The following is a 22,924-nucleotide window of genomic DNA, read 5'->3' on the forward strand; positions in this document are numbered from 1 at the left end:
TTCCCGGAATTCGTGGTTCTTAAGGAAGTTGAGTAAGGAGAAAGATTATGCTGGGGTATCGATTTTCCAATTACACTCCGCCTCCGGGCAAGGCTGGAAGTGATTTTGAAAAACTGCTGAAGGTTTTCATGCAGTTGGTGCTCATTACAGGTGGCAACGTTGCCGAAGCCCTGCAATGGCTCACAGAGGTGGACAGACAGTATGGCCTGACCAATGACAAGTATGGGATGGGCGATTTCATTGAAGACCTCAAGAAGCAGGGTTATATCACCGACGAGGGACCGAAGGGAGAGTTTAAGCTAAAAGCGAAGAGCGAGCAGCAACTGCGTCAGTCGGCGCTCGAAGAAATCTTCGGTAGGCTCAAGAAGTCAAAATCCGGCGAACACAATACGCCACACAGCGGACGCGGTGATGAGCAAACGACAGAGCGCCGCGACTATGAGTTCGGCGATACGCTCGAACAAATATCCGTTACCGATTCACTGAGGAACGCGCAGATCAATCACGGTGTGGAGAACTTCTTTATGACGGAAGAAGACCTCGAGGTGGTAGAGAGCGAGTATAAAGCTCAAACTTCGACCGTACTGATGATCGACATCTCTCATTCGATGATCCTTTATGGCGAAGACCGGATCACACCTGCAAAGAAGGTAGCCATGGCGTTGGCTGAGCTCATCACGAAAAAATATCCTAAGGATACTCTCGATATCCTGGTGTTCGGCGATGATGCCTGGCAGATTGAAATCAAAGACCTGCCCTATCTGCAGGTTGGGCCCTATCATACCAATACCGTTGCAGGTCTTGAGCTTGCCATGGATATTCTGCGGCGCAGGAAGAATGCCAACAAGCAGATCTTCATGATCACCGACGGAAAGCCAACGTGTATCAAACAAGGCATCAAGTATTATAAGAATGCATTTGGACTTGATCCGAAGATTCTAGCACGAACTCTAAACCTGGCCGGACAATTAAGAAAGCTGCAGGTTCCTGTGACGACGTTCATGATTGCAACGGACCCCTATTTGAAAGCCTTTGTGCGCGACTTTACAAAAGCAAACAATGGCAATGCCTACTACAGCAGTCTCGAAGGATTGGGCAACCTCGTATTTGAAGACTTTAAGAAGAACCGGAGGAAGAATCTCTAGTAAGAGTTCCTCACATTATAAAAACATTACCACTAATGGATCACACAAGCATAAAGACACTCGGAGAACTGAAGCGTGCGGGTTATAAATCAAAGACCATTAAAGAAGAGTTGCGTGAAAACCTTATCCGTAAGCTCAAGGCGAAAGAAAATGTTTTCGAAGGCATCTGGGGATACGAAGAGACCGTCATACCGGATCTTGAACGCGCAATATTAGCAGGGCATGACGTCAATCTGCTGGGCTTACGCGGGCAGGCAAAAACGAGGCTCGCACGACTCATGGTGAATCTTCTGGACGAATACATTCCCATTGTTGAGGGATCGGAATTGAACGACGATCCTTTCATCCCCATCTCAAGACATGCACGCGACGTGATCGCTGAACGTGGTGACCTGACTCCTATCAGCTGGGTTCCCCGCAGTGAACGATATGCAGAAAAGCTGGCAACGCCTGACGTATCTATCGCCGATCTTGTTGGTGATGTGGATCCGATAAAGGCGGCAACGCTGAAGCTGCCATATTCAGATGAACGCGTACTTCACTTTGGTCTAATACCGCGCTCCAATCGGTGCATTTTTGTAATCAACGAGTTGCCAGATCTGCAGGCGCGCATTCAGGTGGCGCTGTTTAACATTCTGCAGGAAGGAGATATTCAGATCAGGGGATTCAAGATTCGAATGCCTCTAGATATTCAGTTTGTCTTCACCGCCAACCCCGAAGACTACACGAATCGGGGAAGCATTGTAACACCTTTGAAAGACCGGATCGATAGTCAGATCATTACACACTATCCAAAGACTCTCGACATCGGTAAACGCATCACACAACAGGAGGCGCGGCTCAAAGATGTGCAGCGCGCAAGAGTGTCGGTAAATGAAATCGCGAAAGACCTTGTGGAGCAGATTGCTTTTGAAGCACGGGGCAGTGAATATGTAGACGCCAAGAGCGGTGTGTCTGCGCGCCTCACTATATCAGCATACGAGAATCTTGTCGCGGCGGCGGAGCGGCGAAGCATCATCAATGGTGAGAGCTCAACGAAAATACGAGTGTCTGATTTCATTGGTGTAATCCCGGCAATCACCGGCAAGGTGGAATTAGTTTATGAAGGAGAACAGGAGGGTCCTGGCATCGTCGCATCGAATCTCGTGGTGAAGGCAATCCGCACCCAGTTTGTTAATTACTTTCCCGATCCTGATAAGTTCAGGAAACAAAAGGATAAGAGTCCTTATAAGAAAGTGTCGGATTGGTTTGGCGATGGTAATACTGTAGACCTCCTGAATGATATGACTCAAACGGAATACGAAGCGACTTTGAAGCGTGTTCCAGGCCTGAATGATATTGTGAATGAGTTCCACAAAGACAAAGATGCATCGACCAAGTTATTCTTCATGGAGTTTGTACTCCACGGGCTTGCAGGATATAGTTTGATCAGCAAACACTCGCTCACGGCAGGACTGCAGTTCAAGGATCTGCTCAGCGGAATGTTCACGATGCCCAAACCCGGGCAGGATGACGATGATGATGAAGAAGAAGATAACTTCAGGCGAAGAAAGTATTGATGATGTTCGCGCATAGCTAGCGAACGTCGTTGACGTCCTCAAATTTGTTATCTTCCCGTAAATTCATTCAACACTTGACTCAGCCATTGTTTATGAGATCGTGGAGTGGAATTAAGAAGCAGGATGCACTCGTCTTCGATGCTGAACTCTTCGAGCAGTTGCAGATACTCGTCGCGCAGGGTGAGAGTCAATATCTTGAGTTCAAACGCAAGGTATCGGAGGGCGGCGAAAAGATTGTACGCGAGCTCATCGCATTTGCCAATTCCTCCGGCGGAACACTGCTCATTGGTGTTGGTGACGATAAAACGATTCCTGGCGTTAAATATCCGGAAGACGAGTCGCTTGCCGTTCAGCAGGCACTTGAGAAAGTACAGCCGGCACTTAATATAGAAGAAACCTGGATTGCCATTGGAAACAACAGGACAGTATTGCAATACGTTGTGCACGTAAGTGATAACCGTCCGCATTTTATAGCTGATGATCAGGGAGCACGGGAGTATTTTATAAGATCTGCCGACAAGAGCATTCGTGCCAGTCGTGAAATGCGTGAAATCATTAAGCGCCGACTGAAAAAAAGGGACATCCGTTTCCACTATGGGGAGCATGAACACTTCCTCATGCAATATCTGGCTAACAATAAAACCATAACACTGAGCGAGTTTGTTGGATTGTCAGGGTTGAAAAAGTTTTACGCTTCAAACAAATTGATATTGCTCGTATCAGCGAATGTACTTCGCATTATTCCCAGCGAACGCGGCGATCAATTCACACTCGCCTTCACAAAATCTTAACCTGGAATCTTCAATTACTGAGTCGACAACAGTGATTACGATAGTAATGCAGACGATGCCATGTGCTGCGAAACAGAAAGTTAACACAAAAAACTGAGGAGAAACTAAATCAGATGGTGACCTTCTGTTTCAGTCACGGATTGACTTCCTTTAAGATGCCTGCTGAGTACACGCGGCACTTACCTGGCAAGCGATTCTTTATTTCATTGAATTAAAAAAATATTAACGCATGAAATCTTTTCAAAAAGATTTTTCATTTGTTACATTTCGTAAACCAAGTTCTTTGTGCAGATGTCCAAGACCAAAAAGGAAAAAAAGATCTTCGTACTTGACACTTCAGTTATAATCTACGAGCACAATTCAATCCTCAACTTCGACGAACATGATGTAGGTATCCCGATAACGGTTCTTGAAGAACTGGACAACTTCAAGAAGGGAAACGATACAAAGAATTTCGAAGCACGCGAGTTCATCAGGCTTATTGATAAGCTGGCGAAGGGCCAGATGCTTCATAACTGGAATCCTCTCAACGGAAAAACGAAAGGCTCATTCAAAGTGCTCATGGATACCAGGAGCGCAGTGGATGCCAACAAGATCTTCAACGAAGAGAAGGCCGACCATAGAATTCTCAATGCAGCCTTGCAGCTTCAGAAGGAGCAAAAGACGAGGAAAGTCATCCTTGTATCGAAGGATGTCAATCTCAGACTGAAAGCAAAAGCTCTCGGACTGCAGTCCGAGGATTACACTACCGGAAAAGTACAGAACATCTCATCGCTATATACAGGGAAGACGATCATTGAAGACATCGATGCCAACATGATCAACCTCCTGTATGAGAAAGGTTATTGTCCTCCAGGCGAACTTCTGGGCAAGGTCGATGTCGTTAAGAATCATTACTACATCCTTCGCAGCGGAAAAAAATCTGCGCTTGCATACTACAATCCGCTCAACCAAATGCTCGAGCATGTTGAGAAGCGAAGCGTGTACGGCGTTAAGCCGCGCAATGCAGAGCAGGCATTTGCTATTCACGCTGCTCTTAAGCCGGAGATTAAGCTTGTATCTATTCAAGGTGTCGCCGGAACCGGAAAGACTCTTCTCGCGCTTGCCGCAGCATTGGAACAAAAGAAAGAGTTTAAACAGATCTATCTCGCGCGTCCAATTGTACCGTTGAGCAACAAGGACATTGGATATCTACCCGGTGACATTAAGTCCAAGGTGAATCCCTATATGGAGCCGCTTTGGGACAATCTCAAGTTCATTCAAAATCAGTACGGCGAGACCGACAAGGAATACTCGCGCATTACTGAAATGGTGAACCAGGAAAAGTTAATGATCACTCCGCTTGCTTATATCCGTGGGCGGAGTTTGTCGAACATATGTTTCATCGTTGATGAAGCCCAGAACCTTACGCCGCATGAAGTAAAGACTATCATCACGCGGGCGGGCGAGAATACAAAGATCATTTTCACCGGCGACATTTATCAGATCGATACACCGTATCTGGATTCTCAGAGTAATGGACTGTCGACGCTGATTGATCGCCTGCAAAATCACGATCTGTATGCGCATATCACATTGGAGAAAGGTGAGCGAAGTGAACTTGCAAACTTAGCCAATGAGCTTCTCTGATTTACCAAAGGATCGAGCCAAGCTCAAATACATTGCGTTCTTCCATGTCGCTATGGGAACAAAGGAAGGGCCTGCTCATGTATTCATGGCCCTGGATGTAGAGCGTGACTATCTGATAAATCTTGGTGTGGAACCCGAGGTTACAGATGATGTAGTTATGAAGCACATCTACTTACTGACTGAACATCCGGAATTCGAACCTCATTGCAAGGACGGCTTCACATTGGTTATGGAGGATCATAGTAAGCTTGCCCAAAAAATTCAAAGTATAATTGGCCCGTGCAAAGGGACGGTCCTATTCGATAAGGCGCTCAATAACAGTCTTTCCAATCCTGTACTGATTCACCTCATGGGATCTTTGAAGAATCTCAAAAAGGAATGATTATCCTCTATCGACCAAGCGTGTGTCATTTCCGGACAAACGTTAAGAACTCATTCCATTCTGCTTAAAGCCCAAAGTGCGAATCCAGCGCGAGGAGTACATTTTGTAAATAATCAGGACCACTAAGATTGTGGTACTATTTTAGCAAAGGGCAGCGCAGACCAGTATTCCTATGTTAAAGAATTTCTTCACCGTTGCAATTCGCAGTTTCCTGCGCAACAAGGCAATATCATTCATTCACGTTGCAGGACTTTCTATTGGCATCAGCGCGTCGCTGCTGATCTTCCTGATTGTTCATTTCGAAAATAGCTTCGACAAGTTTCAACCTGATCGCGATCGGATCTATCGCGTTGTGATGGATCTCAATATGAATGGTGTTGATGGTCATAGTTCTGCGGTACCAGCGCCGCTGGCCAACGCTATGGCTGAGGTATCAGGTGTCGACGCCGTTGTGCCCGTGATGACCTTCCAGGGCGACGCTAAAGTAAACGTGACGCTGACAGAATCGCCTCAAAAGATCTTCAAAGAACAGGAAGGCACAATATTCACGACCGCAGGCTACTTCAGCATTATGCCATTCGAGTGGATTGCCGGCGCCCCTGAGCGGGCATTGAACGAACCGTTCTCCGTTGTCCTTACGGAAAGCAGAGTTAAACTGTACTTCCCCGGATTACCCCTGGAGGCCGCTATCGGCAAACAGCTAAACTATAATGAAGAGGTAACGGCCACTATAACGGGCATCGTCCGCGACCTTCATGAGACAACGCATCTTAACGCAACCGATTTCATTTCCTACGGCACCATCTCAAAGACGGTATTGAAAGATAACTTCATGATGGACAACTGGAACGACTGGATGGCCTATTCGTCGCTCTATGTGAAGCTGGCGGAACGCAACGATCGCGCTGGTGCAAGCGAACAGGTCAATGCCATAGCAAAACGATTTCGCCAGGCAGAAAGCCAGAATACACTCACCTATGTACTTCAGCCGTTGTCCGACATACACTTCAATGGGGCTTATAACGGATTTAATCAACGCATCGCCTCGAAATCAACGCTATGGGGATTGGTCCTGATTGCTGCATTCATCCTCACTCTGGCGTGCATCAATTTTACAAATCTCGCCAGTGCACAAACTTCGCTGCGCGCGAGAGAAATTGGCGTACGAAAGAGTATTGGAAGCTCGCGGAAGCTGCTGATTTTTCAGTTCCTGAGTGAGACTTTTCTTATCGCGCTGCTTGCCTGCTTTTTGTCTATGGCGCTCACACCGGTATTGCTGGACCTATTCAGCGACTTTATCCCAGCTGGTGTTCTGTTCCAGCCCCTGGCCCAGCCAGAAGTTATAGCATTTCTCATCATACTAATTACAACTGTATCGCTGCTGGCTGGTATCTATCCCGCGCTGGTATTATCAGGGATCAAAGCCGTGTCAATTCTTAAGGGCAATGTATTGCCATCAGGTTCCGGCAGCACTGTGTTAAGGAAAGGACTTATTATAACACAGTTCATGATCGCTCAGGTCTTTATCTTCGGTGCGTTCATGGTATCGAAGCAGGTGAACTACTCGCTTCACGAAGATCTAGGTTATACAAAAGATGCCATCGTTTATTTCGATGTGGACCGCATGGCTAAAGACAACCGCGAGCCGTTGCTAAATGAGATCAGTAAACTTCCCGGTGTTTCTAAGGCGACGATCGGATTCCTTCCTCCGGCAACCGAAGGAGCAGCCTTTGGTCGCATCACCTTTAAAAATCAGAAAGAGGAGATCAAAGAAAGGGTTCAGGTAAGGTGGGGCGATCCGGAATTCATCGACGTTTACGGTATCGATGTGGTCGCCGGCAGAAACATAAGAAAAGGAAAAGATGTGCATGAAGTCATGATCAATGAAACATATGCAAAGGTTATTGGTTTTACCGATCCTCAGATGGCGATTAACGAGCAGCTCTTTAATGGAGAAACTCCATTTACGATCGTGGGTGTTATGCGCGACTTTCATGAGTCGTCAATGCGATCACCAATTGGGTCACTCGTGTTTTTAAACAATGATAACAGCTTCTTCTTTCACATTGCATTAACACCTGAGAGCACCGGCTGGTCATCTTCGATTGCATCAATCGGAAATCTTTATAACCGATTCTATCCGGAGCGGGAATTCAAGTACACCTTCTTTGATGAATCCATTGCAAAGTTTTACAAAGAGGAACAGAATACTGCAAGGTTACTCGGCTGGGCAATGGGAATTTCAATATTGATAAGCTGCATGGGGCTGCTGGGACTTGTGATGCACACCTCAGAGACGCGTACAAAAGAGATTGGCATTCGAAAGATCCTGGGTGCGTCGGTGAGCAATCTGATTTCCATCCTCTCTGTTGATTTCATTGTGCTTGTGGCCATTGCCTTTCTGCTCGCGGCGCCGCTGAGCTGGTGGGCGGCCCATAAATGGCTTGAAGGGTTTGCCTATAAGACTTCTATCAGCCTGTGGGTATTTGTAGTGAGTGGGGTGGTGATGATCGTTGTTGCTGTTGTGGCCCTCGGCTTTCACACGTTCAAGACCGCCACATCAAATCCGGTGAAGAGCCTTAGATCTGAATAAGTTTTCCTGGTTCATAGCGCCAGAACTTTGTCCATGCACTTATGGTTTGCGATGTCATATGAGCGTTGTTGTCCGCGATTTGTCCAGACGTCCTGCGGCTAAAAGTCACTTTCCATGTATGTCGGATCTACAACCCGTAGTACCAAGCAGCGACGAGATTCAGTTGCAAAAGATATTGGCGAGTATAGAGAAGTCTAGAGAAGTATAGAGAGGGTATAGAAAAGTATAGAGCGGATATAGAGAAAGTATAGAGCAGCTATAGAAGCACTATAGGAGATCTATAGAGAAAGTCGCGCACGAAATAACACGTGTCATTATACACTTATCACTTATCCAACCTCGACCTTTTGGTCTATTGGAAGCCAATCCAAAGCTTTCGAAAGTATTTTAACTGCAATTACGAAATAAATGTAACTATATTTACTGCAATTACGAATAATACCAATATCCACTTATGAAAAAGACCAAGCTTGGGGAATTCGAAGAATTGGTGTTACTCACTGTTGCCTCGTTACAGGAGGAAGCTTATGGCGTGGAGATCAAGCGCGAGCTGGAGAGCAGATTGAATGAACGACTTAGTGTCGGCTCAATTCAGTCGGCATTGAAACGCATGGAAGAAAAGGGGTTCCTTACTTCTGAATTCGGCGAAGCAACGCAAAAACGCGGGGGTAAGCGCAAGAGAATATACGCCGCTACGCCATATGCCCATCGCGTTTTGCGCGAGCTGAAAGATGTACGCGCGGGTCTTTGGGAAACCATTCCTCACCTCGCCCACGATCTTAAGTCAGCATAGTAACTGAAACACCAGGAACCCTTAAATGCGTGTTACGATGAAAGACTCTCCGAATAAAAGCGATCATCCATCACAAAAGACATCACCGCCGAAGTGGCCTCTTAACCTTCTTCGGTTGTTTATCAGAAAAGAATACCTCGAGGAGATCGAGGGTGACATGGAAGAGTTATTCCACGAGTGGGCGGCGCAACGGGGATCCTATGCGAGAGCCCGCAGACAATACATATGGGAGACACTGCGGCTTGCGCGCCCCATCCTCATGAAGCATTTCAGTTTGACACGACTTCGCAATCCCTCTCCCATGTTTACTAACTACTACAAAACATCGTTCCGGAGCCTGACCCGACATCCGCTTACGGCGTTCATCAACGTGTTTGGTTTGTCGGTTGCTATTGGCATTTGCCTGCTTGTCTACAGTTTCATGGCTTATGATCAGCGAATCGATCAGTTCCACGAGAACAAGAGTAGTATATACCTGGCAACATTCAACGCGTCGCGGGATGGAAATGCTCAGCAGTATGGCCTTACACCACGCCCTCTGGGAGAAGCGCTAAAGCATGATCTGCCTCAGGTAAAAGAGGTGTGCAGGATTGATGAAAGCAATATTGTGCTTAAGTACAGGGACAACGTGTTTCATGAACGAGTAAGGTACGTTGATCCGTCGTTCCTGCAAATGTTTACGTTTCCGTTAAAGTGGGGTGTAGCCAGTTCGTTGACTGATCTCAACAGTCTTGTGATGAGCGAGGACATGTCGACCAAATACTTCGGAGACGAGAATCCGGTTGGACAAACAATGACGATGATCTTCAGCGACAGTATTAAGAAGGACTTCATTGTTGCCGGAGTTGCCTCTGAGTTTCCCAAAGAGCGCGACCTGGACTTCGGACTGCTGATCAACTACGACAACCTGAAGACAGCAAGTGCTGCGTTCAAACCCGACGACTGGAGTCAGTTTCTCAGAGCTACATGGGTACAGATTGAGACGAAGGATTTGAATGCGGTGAATGATCAGATGAAAAAGTATCAGACCATTCAGCATGCAGCGCTTCCTGAATGGAACATCACTTCTTTTAAGCTGGAGCCGCTTACAAGTTTACATGAGCGATCCTCAGGCATCCGCGACGCAATCGTTCAGGACTTCAACGTAGAAGGAAGAATCGGAATGCCCATTATTGCCATCTTCATGATTGTGCTCGCTTGCTTCAACTACATCAACATTGCTATTGTGTCGGCGGCAAAGCGTCTGAAAGAAATCGGTGTGCGCAAAGTTATTGGCGCCAACCGGCTGCGGGTGATCTTTCAGTTCCTCACTGAAAACATCTTCGTGACGTTGTTTGCTCTGATGATCGGCGTGGCCCTTTGCTATTTTATCTTCATGCCCTGGTTTGTGCAGTTTACAGGATGGCCGCTTGAGCTTAACTTCCTGAACAAAGGCATCTGGATGTTTCTCATCGGCCTCGTGCTGTTCACGGGCGTAGTATCGGGCATCTATCCGGCGTTTTATATTTCGCAGTTCGATGCGGTCAGGATCTTCAAAGGCTCACTTCAATTCGGGCGAAAGAATCCTTTGACGAGGATCTTCCTGGGCGTTCAGATTGTACTTGCCTGTATGACCATAACGGCCGGGGTAGTGCTCACGCAGAATAATCGATTCCAGCATGAACGAAGCTGGGGTTATAATCAGAAGGACATGCTGTACGTGAAGGTCCCTAACAGACAGGCATACGACAGGATGCAGGCGGCAATGATCAGCCATCCCGATGTAGTTGCAGTGACCGGCTCGGCGGACCATGTGGGAAAAGCAGCAACAACCTCCATCATCCGGACTTCAACCAATCAACAATTGGAAACCGACCGGTTTGCTGTAGACGGAAATTACTTAGAGACCATGGGACTTCAGTTACTACAGGGCGCTTCCCTTCGTGAAGATTCAGAATCCGACGCTCACGCAGTGCTGGTCAATGAACTGCTCGTTAAGGAACTGGGACTGAAGAGTCCGATCGGCGAATACTTTACTATTGACAGCGTGCGATACGAGGTGACCGGCATAGTGAAAGACTTTCATTCGCGGGATTTCTTCAGCAAGGTTCGTCCTGCTGTATTCACCAAAGCGCCGAAAGAGGATTATCATTTCCTAACGATGAGGCTACGTGCAGGCGCTGACAACAATGCTCTGCAAAGTTTGCAGAAGCAGTGGGCCTCGCTCTACCCCGAGATTCCTTTTCAGGGTGGACATCAGCAGGATGTCTGGACCAGTTATTTTGAATCCGTCGATCGCTCACAGGAGTTCACCAATGTCGTTGCCGCGGTTGCAGTGCTGCTGGCCAGTCTGGGTCTGTATGGACTCGTAACACTGAATGTTTCCGGCAGGGTAAAAGAATTCAGTATCAGAAAGACTCTTGGAGCGGGGCTTTCGGGTATCTCCGGCGTGATCATGAAACAATACCTGGCACTTACGCTTGTCTCAATGACACTGGGAATACCCGCCAGCTACCTGTTCACAAAGGCCTACCTGAACATGCTGTTTGCGTATCCGATGCCCATGGATTATTCAGGAAGTCTCATCGCCGTAGTTATATTGATCGGTGTTCTTCTTATGGTGATTTCAACGCAGATCAGAAAGGTGTTGAAACTCAATCCTGTTGAGGGTTTAAAGGCAGACCAGGGCTAAAAAGCACCGACCGTGCACTTGTGCAATTTTTCGGGAAACAAATCGTCCCGGGACTGCAACCTTTTTTACATTTTTTAGTCTTAAACAAGATAGTTCAGGCTTCTGAGCTGATGCCGTACCTTTGGTAACCTAATTCCGTAAAAAATGTTTCGAAACAATCTGCGACTCGCCTTAAGAAACCTCTGGAAACATAAGGCTATCACACTGATAAATGTTGTTGGTCTCACGTCTGGGCTCGCCTCGTGCATGCTTATCGTGCTGTTCATTCAGCATGAAATGAGCTTTGATGGATTTCAAAAGAACGGCGATCGCATTGTTCGCGCTATCATGGAATACAGTTTCGATGGTGGCACCGAAACCAATAAGGGGAACTGGACCAGTGCTAAGGTGGCAAACGTGTTATCAAGCACGTTTCCGGAGGTTGAGCGTGCGATGCGCCTCTCGAGTGCTGACATGATCGTCAAGAAAGACGATACGCCGGTTACGGAGACCAACTTCCTTTTCGCAGACTCGACGTTCTTCGAGATGTTTAACTACGAGCTGGTGCAGGGCGATGCAAAGCATGCTCTCGATGGTCCACGCAAGCTTGTTCTCACTGAAACAACTGCACACCGCTACTTTGGTAATGAATCACCAATAGGCAATACGTTGCTTCTTGGCGGCAATGCGGAGCCCTACCAGATCACTGCAGTCATCAAAGACTATCCAAACAACTCGCAAATTTCTTTTGATATGCTTGCGTCGTTTTCATCGCTTGGTCAAAATCAGCACAAAGATTACTGGAACGCAAACTACACTACTTATGCGATGTTAAAGGATGCCGGCTCCATGGCAACGTTACAGCCAAAGCTGGATCCATTCATGGACAAGGAGATGAAAGGTTCAGGTGCCAAAATCAGGCTCTCACTGGAGGCGTTCAACTGGATCCATCTTCATTCTCCGTATGCCGGCGAAGTACCGAACACGAGCATAACCTATCTCGTCATTCTGGGTGCCGTCGCTGCGCTGATTCTGATGATAGTGTGCTTCACCTATGTCAACCTCAGCACTGCCCGCTCCATTGAACGAGCCAAAGAAGTAGGAGTACGAAAAGTTTCAGGCGCTGCCCGCGGACAGCTGTTCTGGCAATTCATCGGTGAGTCATTTGTACTGGTTACCGTTTCTGTTCTGGTGAGCATACTTGTGGCCGCAATTCTTCTTCCCTATTTCAGTTCGTTGATTGAAAAGCCACTTCAAATTTCAGGGCTGATGAAGCCGTCGTTTATTGGCGTAGCATTCGGCGGCACTGTGCTCGTTAGCCTCATCGCCGGGGGCTATCCCGCTGCGATACTGTCCGGAATGCAACCCGCCCGTGTGTTGAAAGGCATATTCAGGAATACACCGGGAGCAAAATGGATTCAACAGGGACTCGTAGTATTTCAGTTCGCGATTACCGTTGTCTTAATTATCTCGACGATTATCATCCAACGCCAGCTTCAATATCTGCAGGAACGAAATCTTGGATACGAACGCGACCAGGTTGTTGAGCTGAGGATTGACTGGGACATGACTCTTGACAAGGCGAAGCTACTGAAGCAACAACTGCAGTCGAATCCCGACGTATTATCTGTATCCCGAACTGCAAATAGTCCTGTGAAGATCATGAGTGGTTACACGATGCGCAAGAAATCCGCCCCCGACGATCAGGCCATATCCGTGAACGCCAATCCTATTGACGAGGATTTCCTGGCCGTGAACGGACTGCAGCTTGTTGCCGGCACCAACATCAACGACCAGGACATGAAGCTGGCCTCCGACGGCGAATGGGACGACTGGCAATATCATTTTATCATCAATGAAAGCGCCGCGAAACGGCTGGGCTGGACGCCAGAAGAAGCGATAGGCCAGGAAATGGAAACGCAAAGGCCGGGAGTGGTGCGTGGTGTGGTGCGAGACTTCAACTTTCAATCGATGCATGGAGAAATCAAACCGCTGGTCTTGTTTACGAGCAGTTACGGTGGTCGTGTGCTCGTGAAGCTCAGCGGCAGAAACACAAGCGAAACACTTGACTTCATTGGCAAAAAGTGGAAGGAGCTGTTGCCTAACCGGCCATTCGAATATCATTTCATCGACGACGACTTCAACAGGATGTACCATGCCGAGGCACAGCTTGGAAAGGCCATGAATATATTCGCTTCAATCGCCATTGCGCTGGCAACTCTCGGTCTGTTCGGATTATCCAGTTTCATCGTCCAGCAGCGCACGAAAGAAATCGGTATCCGGAAGGTGATGGGTGCATCGTTGGTTCATTTGCTTACGACAGTGTCTAAACGGTTCGTTACTCTTGTTGTGTTATCGGTAGCAGTCGCGTCCCCTGTGGCTTATTTGCTGATGAAGGAGTGGCTGATGGGCTTCTCCTACCGCATAGGACTATCGTGGTGGATATTTGCGGGAGCCGGTTTGCTGACCATGATTGTGGCGATTGCAACGGTGAGCATACACGGATGGAGGGCGGCGGTGGTTAATCCGGTGAAGAGTTTGAGGTCGGAATGACCCATTAGCTATTGCAATTACTTTTAATCAACCTGTAAAGCTATAGCCGGATTAAGCCCTGGAACTGCAAAGTCCCAGCCGGAATAAACCAGCTTTTAAATGTTTTTCCGGATCGGACCTTTAATGGCTTTCCGGAACGGACAAGGGCTAAACATGACCGGGACAGTCGGACAAGTCCGATGAAGTCTGGACGACTCCGATGAAAGTCCGATGCGACTCCGATGAAACTCCGATTCGACTCCGATGAAAGTCCGATGGAACTCCGATGACAGACCGATGGAAGACCGATGACAGACGATTCGATTTCGCGCGTGCGGTGGCTTGTTGCGGATCTAATGCAAGCGGATCAATACTGCTCTTTTTCGTTCGGGAAGCTTCCGGCCTTTACGTCCTGGATGTAGTTTGAAACCGCCCCGGTTACGACGCCATTGAGGTCGGCGTATTGGCGTAGAAATCTCGGCTTGAATTCCTTGCTGATGCCGAGCATGTCCTGCATAACCAGGACTTGTCCATCGACGTCGGCGCCAGCGCCTATCCCTATCGTTGGGATATTCACCGACTTCGTGACTCTACCGGCAAGTACTGCGGGAATTTTCTCCAGCACCATGCCGAAGCAGCCGCATTCCTCAAGCATTTTGGCATCTTCGAGGAGTTTGTTGGCCTCGTTTTCTTCTTTGGCGCGAACTGTGTAGGTGCCGAACTTGTAAATCGATTGTGGCGTAAGGCCCAGGTGACCCATCACCGGAATGCCGGCGCTAAGAATACGATCGATCGAATCCTTCACTTCTTTGCCACCCTCAAGCTTCACAGCATGTGCACCGCTTTCTTTCATGATGCGGATCGCCGACCTGAGCGCCTCACCGGAGCTGCCCTGGTAAGTACCAAAGGGAAGATCAACGATCACGAGACACCGCTTCGCGGCCCTCACCACCGATGAAGCATGGTAGATCATATGATCCAGTGTGATGGGAAGAGTTGTTTCGTATCCAGCCATTACGTTAGACGCGGAGTCGCCAACCAGAATGATGTCGATTCCGGCGCCGTCAATGATACGGGCCATACTGAAGTCGTAGGCGGTGAGCATAGCGATCTTTTCACCACGGCTCTTCATCTCGCGTAGCTGATGCGTTGTGATCCTTCTTATTTCCTGTTTCCTGGCGGTCGACATGGCGCAATTAGTATTTAGTCGTTAGTCCTGAGTCCTGAGTTTGGTTACTAGTAACAAGGTATTCTCGTCAGACATCAGGACTGGAGAATATGTTTTTATTATGGTAGTTATCTGGTGAGTTTATCGGGTTGTAGTAGTTGATCTTAGGTACTAAGTTTATTTAACGCTGATCGGGAAGCTTTGTATTAATTGTACTCACGACCCACTCAGGACTAAGGACTCAGGACTCAATACTCTTTATCATACCAGATAAACCGCAGCCCCTTTGCCCAGGTTCACCTCAACGTGGTCTTTGATGGTCGTAGCGAGGGCATATCCTGTGTATTGAGGATAGATCGGAAAAAGGGTATGGCTCCTGTTCACGAGTACGGCAGTCTCAATCTTCTTTACCTCCACATCCAGAAATGGTTTCATGCCATAGGCGAACGTACGGCCCGTATTGAGCACGTCGTCGACGAGGATGATGCATTTCTTCCGGAGGGTCTTTACGTCGCAGTCGAGGGTAATGCCGCTCTGTGAAGGGGCAAGTTTATCGAGGGTGACTTTTACGAGCAGGATTTCGAGGGGAGAAATCAGTCGTACCTGTTTTGCCAGTTCGGTGGCGAGTACGTATCCCTGTCCGTCGATGCCGGCGATAACGATGTTTTTCTCTTTGAAGTTGTGTTCGTAGATCTCGAAGGCCATGCGGCGGATCTTCTGTTGAACCTGCCTTTCGTCGAGGATCAATGATTTTTCTGCTACCATATGGATATGACATGCCTCACTTGCGGTGAGGGCAAGGTCAAATGTAAGGATAATTTTGGATCGCCACCGTAGGCCGATCTGGCGTGAAACAACACGCTTGTGAGTGAACAGTTTCCTGGTGTCTGCAAGGTATAGTTTGAGGTGTTGAAACTGTTGCTACACCTTGAATTTTAAACCGTCAACTGTGACCAAATACACAAAGGAATCTATCTTTGTTTGACAATTGGCCTTTCTTTAGTAAAGGCAGTTTTTAAACTATCGACTATTCACTGCAACTTAAAACTGCTTTGGCTGGCTCCGTCACAGATTTAGAACACTTCCAACTTCATTGTCCCTTTCAGGAAGACAACATCCTTCTTTCAATAGTAATGCGGCCAAAATGATGACCCAATTGTTGCAGATTTTCGGTTCTAAGAGAGCAAGCGTTATACTTCTTGCTCTAAACATCGCTACGAGTTTTGTAATATTTTTAGTCGCGTCAAAAAGTTATTTCCCCGATCAAACCGGATACGTTCATCTGGGAGAAAGCTTCGGTCATGGGACCTTTTCCTCGTGGTACTTTCTTCCAACGCAGGTACCGGAGACGCTCAGGACCTGGGGCTATCCCTATTTTCTGTTTTTAATACGGTCGTTGAATGAGAGCCTTCTGTTCGTCAAAATCATACAATACTTATTCTATCTGACAAGCCTGTGGCTTTGTTTGCAGCTCATTGAGCAATTGACAAACTCAAGAACATCGATTAACATATTTTTGTTGTTGGCCGTTATCAATATTCAAATACCCTATTACACCGGTCTGATTGCCGCAGAAGCACTTTGTATCTTTTTCACGTTGCTCTACTTCTATTTTCTTGTGAAGCAGTTGGAACTGAAACTGACCGCTTGGGGCGCGCTGCTTTGGGGATTGACGGCATTCATAAACTTTCAGCTACGACCGGCTTTCATAGTCATTCCGGTTGCTACTGCTGCATTCCTTCTCATCAGATCTTTCAAAAGTCATCGCGTCGCCATGGCAAGTCATCTACTCATATTTGCTGTAGGATTGATGCCCTTTGCATTTTGGAACCTGAAGCATCACGGAGTATTTAAGTTTACACCACTACAGGGTGGCGCAGGCGTAACTCACATAGGTTATTGGGCTTACCTGTTACCTGCAAACTATAAAGAGTATTATCTGTGGTCAAACAATGTAGGTGATGACATTTTTATGAATCTCGTGGCTGAAAGGAGCGAAGAGCATGCCGCTGATTTCGAAGAAGAGTGGGCTCAGATCAGGTCAAGCACGTCGGAATATCTAAGTGCGAAAGACTCGGTCATACTTTCCGCCATGGCGAAGTCTAACCCAGGAATGTTTGTCACTTACAATTCTGAGTTCACAAAAGCTCAGGAAAAGCTCTTATGGCATTACACTTTTAAACACATCAAAGAGCGCCCATTTTTTTTCTTTAAGACAAGATTAATTTCAGCGTGTCGTGTGTGGTTCACGGGAATCAATAGAACTGAATGGCGAAAAAGTGACGGGTTGGTAAGCAGAATAAAAGCTCTTACACCATTCCTAATCTCGTTTACATTTGCCTTTGGAGGCATAATCTACATCGCCATCTCGCTCGTACGCAACAAGGCGTTGTTTCGGAAATACAGTATTCTGCTTGGTCTTATTCTGATTTGGGGATTGTGTCACTCACTGTTCGCTATACAGGCGCGTTATGGCGTGCCTATGCATTTGATTATTTTGTTAATGGTTGCCTGTATTTCGACGGAACAAATCCTTTCACTCGAACACAAACCTACACAACGTCAACGGTTTGCTCCGTGATTATCTCATTTATAAAGGCGACCTCAGACAACCTGGACCATGCACAAAAAGACATATACATCTCGTTGCAAGGAGGCGCCTAAGATCACCGTAATGCTCTGAGCAGTTAACCTGAGTTTCAGTTAGACCTTCGGCCAACTGTGCTTGCCAGCCACCTAGACCGTAACCGGCAGCGGCATCGACTTGCTGTCCTTGAATGTCGAGAGGATCACCATCGACTGAAGGCTGTCGACCACTTCGATGTTGGAGACTTTTTCGAGCATAAGTTGCTGGTACGCTGAAATGTCGGCTGCGACGATCTTGAGTATGAAATCGCCGGCGCCGGTGATATGGTGGCATTCAACGATCTCATCGATCTGACGGATGGCCGATATGAATTTTTCGATGTTGTCCTTGTTGTGACCTTTGAGAGTAACCATTACAAAGGTACTAACGCCGATTCCGACGCTTCCCGGATCTATCACCGCATGATAGCTTCGTATGACGCCGGAGCTTTCAAGTTTATTTACGCGCTCGAGCGTCGGGGCCGGAGAAAGGCCGATTTCCTTCGCGAGCTGGGCATTGGTGATGTTGGAGTTTGCCTGGAGAATTTCGAGGATCTTGCGATCGGTAGCGTCTATTTTGATTGGTTTCATGTTGAGATTGTTGTGTTAAATTCCTTAGGGCCTGATACTCACGGAATTCGTGAATTCGGCGGCCGTTCAGGCGTGTTGCTAAAGAGGGTTGATTCCAAATAAAATTTGGCGAAAATAATTAAAAAAGGGATGTTAATAGGTCAGTTTATAAAAAAGTTTACTTTTTTATCGCCAAAGCGTAATACCAGGCTGGGCTTCCGGCTTGCAGGATCTAAATTCATTAAGCCTCAAAATTGCAAGGCTTCTGTCTTTTTTTGTAGCGTTGGATACAAAATGATTTAAGAATTATGTCGCTGATCGAAGCTATCAAAAAACTGGTGCATCAACTTCGTTTTGGTGGAGGTCCATTTAGATGCATCGTTTGCGGAAGGAGGGTTCGTCATTACTTTCCGTTTTCACATTCACTTGAGTCCAAGGCCAAGACAAATGGTTTTCCGTATGACTTTAGACGAATGGAAACTCTCAATTATTCGCATTGCAATTGCCCATTTTGCCTATCATCCGATCGAGAGAGGCTCTACTTGATGTACTTGGAACAATTCATTCTAAACAAAAGCCAAAAAATACTCAGGATCATGGATTTCGCGCCGAATACTGTTTTTGCAAACAATATGAAGGCAAGGAACAAAGTGAGCTACACATCCGCCGATTTTAATCGACTGGATTATGATATCAAGGTTGACATAACAAACATGCCTGAAGTAAAAAGCGATTCATATGACGTGCTCATTTGTTCTCATATCCTTGAGCATGTAACGAGCCCTTCGCTGGCATTAAGAGAAATCTACAGAGTTCTTAAGAATGGAGGTATCGCTATCATCATGGTTCCATTGTTTTGGGATGTTCAAGAAACTGTTGAGGATTTATCGACTACATCGGATGAGCAAAGACTTAGGCTCTTCGGTCAAGATGACCATGTGCGATTGTTCTCAAAGAAAGATTTTCTGCAGCTTATAAGTTCGGCAGGATTTGCTGTTCATACCTATACGCCCGATAATTTCAGCCCGAACCTTATTTCCGAAAATGCTATTTCGGACAATAGCATTTTGTACGCATGTGTAAAAGAATCTATATACTAAAAATTGAGACGATGACTATTCGGAGCAATTTTCAATTGGATGCATAAGTCAGTACGAGGCGGTCCACAAAGTCATACCGTCGATCAGATGAAGGGACGGGATATTGGATTAGATTTTTTACGAGGTCTGGCAATTCTGCTCGTATTGTTCAGACATCAGCCTTTAAGTGAACTAACGACAAGGCTGGGTTGGATTGGCGTCGATCTTTTCTTTGTATTAAGTGGATTTTTGGTCTCGGGCCTATTATTCAAAGAGTTTAAAAAGACTGGCCGTATTGATTATACTCGTTTCCTAATCAGGAGAGGGTTCAAAATCTATCCACTCTACTACATCACCTACTTGCTTTACGTGCCTTTTCTCTTTGCCGACGACCACCTTAACCTAATCGGACTACTTTCGGATCTTACATTTTTACAAAACTACTTGTGGGGATGGGGATATGCGTACAGCGCGAGCTGGTCTCTTGCCGTGGAGGAGCATTTCTATTTTCTATTGTGCATTGTCCTTTGGACAGTCTTAAAATACAGGTCGAAAATACTCGTGAACAACATTCACTTCCTTCCCGGAATAGCCGCATTGATTATGCTTGGTTGCTTGACAATGAGAATGTTTTCTGTGATGCATTCCGATACCTTTAGGCCTGGCAACTTTACAAGGACTCATTTAAGAATTGACTCCCTGTTTCTTGGTGTGGCCATATCGTATTTTTACAATTTTCAAATCGCAAGGTTCAAAGCGTATTTATCGAAGTTTAAATATTTCCTATGCTTTATTAGTGTGTCGTGCCTGGCCTGGACACCGTTTATCGAGCCCGTCGGGTCGATGTTTGTTCTTACAGTTGGATTCTCCCTAACTTCAATATCCTTTGGGATAATATTGAGTTATTTGGTGACGTCTCCTAACGCCAGTGAAAACTTAATGCGGGTATTGAGCCCGTTTATTATTAAAATAATTGCTCGCATTGGCTTTAGCTCCTATGCTATATATCTAACTTATTCTGCCGTTCTACTGTCTCTATACAGATTAGAAATTCCCTTTTACTACGCTGCTCCTGGTTGGTTAATCTTTCTGGTCAGCGCCTCAGCGTGCATACTATTTGGAATGACAATTACCTACAGTGTTGAAAAGTACTTCCTGGGTGTAAGAGATAGATTCTATCCGAGCAACTCTTAGGTGCGCGGGTCATTGTCAATGTGACTTAGAATGCTCCAAGCATATTGAGATGCCAATGCTACGTGACTCTCTGCCACTTGAATTCACCTGTAAAGTACATGTCGGGAAGCACCTATTGTGTATGACTTTAAAATCTTAATTTCCGCTCAGGATGCCACAATGCGTCAAAACTTGGGTTAGCGAACCGACGTCAAGACTCACAAGAATTGGCATCGGGAGCTATATGCACTTGGTACCGGATGCCTTTGATAAACAGAATCTAAGAAAATGCGAACCAGCAAGTTCGCTCAACTATGTTTGTATCAAGAAACCAGAATGTAAAGTGATCTATTAAGATAAGATATGTGATGATATGCTTTTGCACCAGGTGAACCATAGTCCGACCCTTTTTTCCAATTTACACAGTGAGAGTTTCCGTAACACTTTCGAAGGCCCTACCCTACTTAGAACAATTAGTCATCTCCACGATGTAGACCCAATGTTGTTCAAGATGCATGAATGGATTGTGCTTTTTAATGTTAACCAAAATATTTCATCATGGACAATAGATGCTCCATTGGAAAAAAGCCGAGTCTATATCATTTACGATGAGAGCGGAAGAGTTCCATTTGAGCTTGCGGATAGCAAACGAGCCATAATCCTTCATGCATACCTCAAGGAATATAGTGACGTTCTGAAAAGCTTAAGCATCGCGCATTTTCCGCTTTGCTGCAACTCATCAGTGCCTGAACTTCCCTATATACCAATACAAAGCCGTAAAATTAATGTGTTCTATTCCGGGAATCTTCATGCAGGCAGGACGAAGCTGTTTCAAGCGTTGACGGGTTGGCATGCTTTGCCACTATCAGTGCTTTCCCGGGTGCATAGGTTTTTCAGACTAAAGTTTGATTCAAAATTTAAAAATTCTTATATCAGATTTTCAGGCGGCTTTGGGCAAGGCTTGAATAACATTGAATACGCAAAAGCTTTAAGTGAATCTAAGATTATTCTATCTCCTCCTGGTATTTCAAACGATGAATGCTTTCGGCACTATGAAGGTTTACGCGCAGGATGCATTGTGATCGCCGAAAGGCTACCGCCAAAACCTTTTTTAGAAAATTCTCCAATCATTACTGTAACTGATTGGACTAAGGGATTCGATGAAATTGCCCGCCTTCTTTCTGATGAGAACGCGCTAGCTCACAGGAGTCAACTCTCCCGAGACTGGCACCTGAATAACTTCTCTGTTACGGGAGTTTCAAATTACATACAAAGAACCTTAAGCGACTTTTCAAGTACTAACCCTCTGCAATAAAAGTTGCTGGCATTGGCTTGAAATAGCGTTTCATTTTTTCTTAAGCTCGTATAGCCCGACGAAGAAGGAGCTATTTTTTGATAGCCGATAAGTACACGTCAGCCAATTTTCCGCTAGTGTTTTGATGTGAGAACTTTTCTCTAACATGTGAATAGGCCTTGGCTCCCATTTTTTGTCGTAGTTCGTTTTTTGTCATGAGCAATTCCATTGCCTGCGCCATGGCATCAATATCCTTCAATGGCACAAGGATTCCAGTCTCACCATCAATAATGATTTCTTCTGGACCACCACAACGAGTCACTACAACTGGACGCCCGTTAAATTGGGCTTCCAAAGTCGTGAGCGAGAACGACTCTGAATCTGAGAAGTTCAAAATGAATGCAGCCTCCTGATAGTGCAACACAAGGTTGGTTGCAAAATCAAGAAATTCGATGCGATTTGACAATCCGAGCTCTTGCGAGCGCTTGATCAATGATGACTTGTAAGCTTTATTTTTACTTAGCCCCATGTCGCCGCCAACGAAGCGAAGTGTCCATTCTTGAAACTTATCTGCTATTTTCGCGAATGCCTCAATCGCATAGTTTTGGCCTTTGCCTGTGATGTAATTCGCAGGAAACACAATCAGTTTACTCACGCCGGGACTAAACTCAACTGAGTATTCGGGAAGCTCATTATAAATGACCATGTTTTTTTCAGAAGCAGGCAGTTCGCGCCTAACGGCTTCGGAAACACCAATGATCTTCACGGAGAATTTGTTATGAAGATCAAACCACATATTCGCCAGTGGTCTGGGGAACTTTGACGGCATAAATCTTACATAGCAAACGTACTGTGTCTTCAAACGCATCATGGACGATACAACTGGCATTAGATTATAGAAATCATTGTTCACTATAACTGCCGCATTCCTATTCTCCGCA

The 22,924-nt window shown here is 46.2% G+C and carries 17 protein-coding genes; 13 read left to right on the forward strand and 4 right to left on the reverse strand.

Features of this window, described 5'->3' with window-relative positions; all coding sequences use genetic code 11:
• Positions 1-47: 47 nt before the first annotated feature.
• From WBG78_RS12710 to WBG78_RS12750, 9 genes are all read left to right on the forward strand, one after another.
• On the forward strand, positions 48-1,145 hold the full coding sequence (locus WBG78_RS12710; protein WP_337326800.1) for a vWA domain-containing protein: 1,098 nt from the start codon (positions 48-50) through the stop codon (positions 1,143-1,145).
• Positions 1,146-1,180: 35 nt separating this feature from the next.
• Positions 1,181-2,704 carry a magnesium chelatase gene (locus WBG78_RS12715; protein WP_337326801.1) on the forward strand — a complete coding sequence of 508 codons (1,524 nt, stop codon included), beginning with the start codon at positions 1,181-1,183 and terminating at the stop codon, positions 2,702-2,704.
• Positions 2,705-2,796: 92 nt separating this feature from the next.
• Positions 2,797-3,495 carry an AlbA family DNA-binding domain-containing protein gene (locus WBG78_RS12720; protein ID WP_337326802.1) on the forward strand — a complete coding sequence of 233 codons (699 nt, stop codon included), beginning with the start codon at positions 2,797-2,799 and terminating at the stop codon, positions 3,493-3,495.
• A gap of 291 nt (positions 3,496-3,786) precedes the next feature.
• Entirely contained in the window at positions 3,787-5,124 is a 1,338-nt protein-coding gene (locus WBG78_RS12725; RefSeq protein WP_337326803.1) for a PhoH family protein, read from the forward strand.
• Complete coding sequence (locus tag WBG78_RS12730) at positions 5,111-5,506, forward strand: hypothetical protein (RefSeq protein WP_337326804.1); 396 nt, start codon at positions 5,111-5,113, stop codon at positions 5,504-5,506. The genes WBG78_RS12725 and WBG78_RS12730 overlap by 14 nt, the downstream gene beginning before the upstream one ends.
• Before the next feature lie 172 nt (positions 5,507-5,678).
• Complete coding sequence (locus WBG78_RS12735) at positions 5,679-8,099, forward strand: ABC transporter permease (RefSeq protein ID WP_337326805.1); 2,421 nt, start codon at positions 5,679-5,681, stop codon at positions 8,097-8,099.
• A 454-nt stretch (positions 8,100-8,553) separates the two neighbouring features.
• A complete protein-coding gene (locus tag WBG78_RS12740; RefSeq protein ID WP_337326806.1) occupies positions 8,554-8,892 on the forward strand; it encodes a PadR family transcriptional regulator in 339 nt (112 codons plus the stop codon).
• Between the two features lie 37 nt (positions 8,893-8,929).
• Positions 8,930-11,563 (forward strand): ABC transporter permease, encoded by a 2,634-nt coding sequence (locus tag WBG78_RS12745; RefSeq protein WP_337326807.1) that lies wholly within the window; start codon positions 8,930-8,932, stop codon positions 11,561-11,563.
• Positions 11,564-11,707: 144 nt separating this feature from the next.
• Positions 11,708-14,095, forward strand: coding sequence for an ABC transporter permease (locus tag WBG78_RS12750; RefSeq protein ID WP_337326808.1), 2,388 nt, complete (start codon positions 11,708-11,710; stop codon positions 14,093-14,095).
• Between the two features lie 346 nt (positions 14,096-14,441).
• Here WBG78_RS12750 and panB read toward each other — a convergent pair whose 3' ends face one another.
• Together panB and WBG78_RS12760 are read right to left on the reverse strand one after the other, a co-directional pair.
• The gene (gene panB, locus WBG78_RS12755; RefSeq protein ID WP_337326809.1) at positions 14,442-15,263 is read right to left on the reverse strand and encodes a 3-methyl-2-oxobutanoate hydroxymethyltransferase; all 822 of its coding nucleotides are present in this window, start codon (positions 15,261-15,263) and stop codon (positions 14,442-14,444) included.
• A gap of 240 nt (positions 15,264-15,503) precedes the next feature.
• On the reverse strand, positions 15,504-16,007 hold the full coding sequence (locus WBG78_RS12760) for a phosphoribosyltransferase family protein (RefSeq protein ID WP_337326810.1): 504 nt from the start codon (positions 16,005-16,007) through the stop codon (positions 15,504-15,506).
• A 379-nt stretch (positions 16,008-16,386) separates the two neighbouring features.
• On the opposite strand from WBG78_RS12760, the gene WBG78_RS12765 reads away from it, so the two are divergent.
• Complete coding sequence (locus WBG78_RS12765; protein WP_337326811.1) at positions 16,387-17,823, forward strand: hypothetical protein; 1,437 nt, start codon at positions 16,387-16,389, stop codon at positions 17,821-17,823.
• Positions 17,824-17,978: 155 nt separating this feature from the next.
• Here the strand turns inward: WBG78_RS12765 and WBG78_RS12770 are convergent, their stop codons facing one another.
• The gene (locus WBG78_RS12770) at positions 17,979-18,458 is read right to left on the reverse strand and encodes an Lrp/AsnC family transcriptional regulator (protein ID WP_337326812.1); all 480 of its coding nucleotides are present in this window, start codon (positions 18,456-18,458) and stop codon (positions 17,979-17,981) included.
• Between the two features lie 524 nt (positions 18,459-18,982).
• Between WBG78_RS12770 and WBG78_RS12775 the strand changes: the two genes are divergently transcribed.
• The 3 genes from WBG78_RS12775 (at position 18,983) to WBG78_RS12785 (ending at position 22,004) form a co-directional block, all read left to right on the forward strand.
• Positions 18,983-19,537: a methyltransferase domain-containing protein gene (locus WBG78_RS12775; RefSeq protein ID WP_337327157.1), complete on the forward strand. Its 555-nt coding sequence runs from the start codon at positions 18,983-18,985 to the stop codon at positions 19,535-19,537.
• 39 nt (positions 19,538-19,576) lie between these two features.
• Positions 19,577-20,710 (forward strand): acyltransferase family protein, encoded by a 1,134-nt coding sequence (locus tag WBG78_RS12780; RefSeq protein ID WP_337326813.1) that lies wholly within the window; start codon positions 19,577-19,579, stop codon positions 20,708-20,710.
• Between the two features lie 490 nt (positions 20,711-21,200).
• Positions 21,201-22,004, forward strand: coding sequence for a hypothetical protein (locus tag WBG78_RS12785; protein ID WP_337326814.1), 804 nt, complete (start codon positions 21,201-21,203; stop codon positions 22,002-22,004).
• 70 nt (positions 22,005-22,074) lie between these two features.
• On the opposite strand, the gene WBG78_RS12790 is transcribed toward WBG78_RS12785, so the two are convergent.
• Positions 22,075-22,749 (reverse strand): glycosyltransferase family 4 protein, encoded by a 675-nt coding sequence (locus WBG78_RS12790; RefSeq protein WP_337326815.1) that lies wholly within the window; start codon positions 22,747-22,749, stop codon positions 22,075-22,077.
• Positions 22,750-22,924 lie beyond the last annotated feature (175 nt).

Origin of the sequence: Chryseolinea sp. T2, from assembly GCF_037203685.1 — a bacterium.
Taxonomy (GTDB): Bacteria; Bacteroidota; Bacteroidia; order Cytophagales; family Cyclobacteriaceae; genus Chryseolinea.

What these genes read in the sequence shown, in the direction of transcription:
- WBG78_RS12785 (WP_337326814.1), top strand. Translation starts at nt 21,201, where the DNA reads ATGCATGAATGGATTGTGCTTTTTAATGTTAACCAAAATATTTCATCA.
- WBG78_RS12745 (WP_337326807.1), top strand. Translation starts at nt 8,930, where the DNA reads ATGAAAGACTCTCCGAATAAAAGCGATCATCCATCACAAAAGACATCA.
- WBG78_RS12730 (WP_337326804.1), top strand. Translation starts at nt 5,111, where the DNA reads ATGAGCTTCTCTGATTTACCAAAGGATCGAGCCAAGCTCAAATACATT.
- WBG78_RS12760 (WP_337326810.1), bottom strand. Translation starts at nt 16,007, where the DNA reads ATGGTAGCAGAAAAATCATTGATCCTCGACGAAAGGCAGGTTCAACAG.
- WBG78_RS12740 (WP_337326806.1), top strand. Translation starts at nt 8,554, where the DNA reads ATGAAAAAGACCAAGCTTGGGGAATTCGAAGAATTGGTGTTACTCACT.
- WBG78_RS12715 (WP_337326801.1), top strand. Translation starts at nt 1,181, where the DNA reads ATGGATCACACAAGCATAAAGACACTCGGAGAACTGAAGCGTGCGGGT.
- WBG78_RS12710 (WP_337326800.1), top strand. Translation starts at nt 48, where the DNA reads ATGCTGGGGTATCGATTTTCCAATTACACTCCGCCTCCGGGCAAGGCT.
- WBG78_RS12765 (WP_337326811.1), top strand. Translation starts at nt 16,387, where the DNA reads ATGATGACCCAATTGTTGCAGATTTTCGGTTCTAAGAGAGCAAGCGTT.
- panB (WP_337326809.1), bottom strand. Translation starts at nt 15,263, where the DNA reads ATGTCGACCGCCAGGAAACAGGAAATAAGAAGGATCACAACGCATCAG.
- WBG78_RS12750 (WP_337326808.1), top strand. Translation starts at nt 11,708, where the DNA reads ATGTTTCGAAACAATCTGCGACTCGCCTTAAGAAACCTCTGGAAACAT.
- WBG78_RS12780 (WP_337326813.1), top strand. Translation starts at nt 19,577, where the DNA reads ATGCATAAGTCAGTACGAGGCGGTCCACAAAGTCATACCGTCGATCAG.
- WBG78_RS12775 (WP_337327157.1), top strand. Translation starts at nt 18,983, where the DNA reads ATGTACTTGGAACAATTCATTCTAAACAAAAGCCAAAAAATACTCAGG.
- WBG78_RS12770 (WP_337326812.1), bottom strand. Translation starts at nt 18,458, where the DNA reads ATGAAACCAATCAAAATAGACGCTACCGATCGCAAGATCCTCGAAATT.
- WBG78_RS12720 (WP_337326802.1), top strand. Translation starts at nt 2,797, where the DNA reads ATGAGATCGTGGAGTGGAATTAAGAAGCAGGATGCACTCGTCTTCGAT.
- WBG78_RS12735 (WP_337326805.1), top strand. Translation starts at nt 5,679, where the DNA reads ATGTTAAAGAATTTCTTCACCGTTGCAATTCGCAGTTTCCTGCGCAAC.
- WBG78_RS12725 (WP_337326803.1), top strand. Translation starts at nt 3,787, where the DNA reads ATGTCCAAGACCAAAAAGGAAAAAAAGATCTTCGTACTTGACACTTCA.